This window comes from Actinomadura roseirufa, from assembly GCF_900659635.1.
Classification (GTDB): domain Bacteria; phylum Actinomycetota; class Actinomycetes; order Streptosporangiales; family Streptosporangiaceae; genus Spirillospora; species Spirillospora roseirufa.
The window spans coordinates 1-1,825 of record NZ_CAACVB010000542.1 but is presented as its reverse complement, the minus strand read 5'-3'; the positions used below and the strand labels follow the sequence as shown (position 1 = coordinate 1,825).

The window sequence follows — 1,825 nt, the reverse complement described above, 5'->3', positions numbered from 1 at the left end:
CCCGTCCCGCCCGGGTCGGTCGCCCACGACGGGGCGCCGCGGGCCGCGCCCGGCGCGGCCGAGACCCGGGCGCTGATCCGGGCCCAGCTGCGCACCGCGCTCGCGACGGGCTCGGTCGTGCTGGGCGTGGTCACCGGGCTGCCGGTGCTGCTGGACCTCGTCCCGGCGCTCGGCCTGGCCCGGCCGCACGGCGTCCCGCTGGCCTGGCTGGTGCTGGCCGTCGGGGTCCAGCCGGTCTGGGTCTGCACCGCCGTCCGCCATCTGCGCCGGGCGGAGCGGGCCGAACGCGACCTCACGAGGCCGGCGGGCCGTTCGTGACCGTCATGGCGGTGGCGGCCGCCCTGAGCGCGCTCGTCGCGGTGCTCGGCATGACGGCCGTCGTCGGGCTGTACGGACGCCGCACCGCGCAGACCACCTCCGACTTCCTCGTCGCCTCGCGCGGCGTCACCCCCTGGTGGAACGCCTCGGCGATCAGCAGCGAGTACATCTCCGCCGCCGCCTACCTCGGCACCGCCGGGCTCGTCCTCGCCTACGGCGCCGACATGCTGTGGCTGCCCATCGGCGCGACCGCCGGATACGTCCTGCTGCTGGCGTTCGTGACGGCCCCGCTGCGCAGGTCGGGCGCCTACACCATCTCCGACTTCGCGGAGTGGCGGCTGGGCTCGCCGGGCGTGCGGCGGATCGTCACCGGCTGCGTCTGCCTCATCGGCTGGTTCTACCTGCTGCCGCAGTTCCAGGGCGCGGGCGTCACCCTCCGGGTGCTGACCGGCGCCCCGGTGTGGGCCGGCTGGGCCGTCGTGGTCACCGCCGCGCTGCTCCTGGTCGTGTCCGGCGGCATGCGCAGCATCACCGCCGTCCAGGCCGTGCAGTTCTGGGTGAAGCTGGTGGCGGTGGCCGTCCCGGCGGTGGCGCTGCTGGCGCTCTGGCACCTGGACGGCCGCGAGGACCCGGCGGCCGGCCGGCTCCCGCGCTTCGGCCGCGACACCGGCGTGCACGTCCAGGCGGGCCTGGCCGTCACGGTCTCCGCCGACACCCAGGTCACCGTGCGGGGGCGGCTGGACGGCGCCGCCCACCGGGGCGAGCGGGTCAGGCTGGCCGCGGGCACGCACACCGTCGGCGCCGGCGCCGACCTGCTGTTCCCGGCCGGGACGGCCGTGCCGCACGCCCGGCGCCTCCCCGTCCAGCGCGGGGCCGCGTGGGCGACGCCGTTCGGGCGGCACGAGGGCCACGACCTGTACAGCACCGTCTCGGGTCTGCTCTGCGTCCTGCTCGGCACCATGGGCCTGCCGCACATCCTGATGCGCTTCTACACCAACACCTGCGGCAGCGCGGCCCGCAGGACCGCCGCGTTCGTGCCGGGCATGCTCGCGCTGTTCTACGTCTTCCCCATTCTGTACGGGACGCTGGGGCGGCTCTACACGCCCGAGCTGCTGATGACGGGGGACCTCGACGCGACCCTCCTGCTGCTGCCGCGGCGGATGGTCCCCGGCCTTCCCGGCGCGCTGCTGACCGGTCTGGTCGCGGCGGGCGCGTTCGCCGCCTTCATCTCCACCTCGTGCGGCATCGTCGTCGCCATCGCCGGGACCGTCTCGCAGCGCTCCCGGCGGCGCGGCGGCGTGACCGCCTTCCGGGCGGGCGTGGTGTTCGCGCTGGCGGCGCCGCTGGCGCTGCTCCCGCGGATCGGCCCGCAGGGCGCCGCGAACCTGGTCACGATGGCGCTGTGCCTGTCGGCCTGCTCGCTGTGCCCGCTGCTGGTGCTCGGCATCTGGTGGCGCGGCCTCACCGCGGCGGGCGCCGGCGCGGGGCTGCTGGCGGGCGGCGGGCT

At 76.7% G+C, this 1,825-nt stretch carries 1 protein-coding gene and 1 pseudogene; both read left to right on the top strand.

The features are described from left to right. Window positions 1-318, top strand: a pseudogene (locus E1291_RS42990) (hypothetical protein); the annotation flags it as partial. Window positions 319-329: 11 nt separating this feature from the next. After that, window positions 330-1,825: sodium/solute symporter (locus E1291_RS41250; protein ID WP_165495551.1), on the top strand; the 1,496-nt coding region annotated here is incomplete at its 3' end.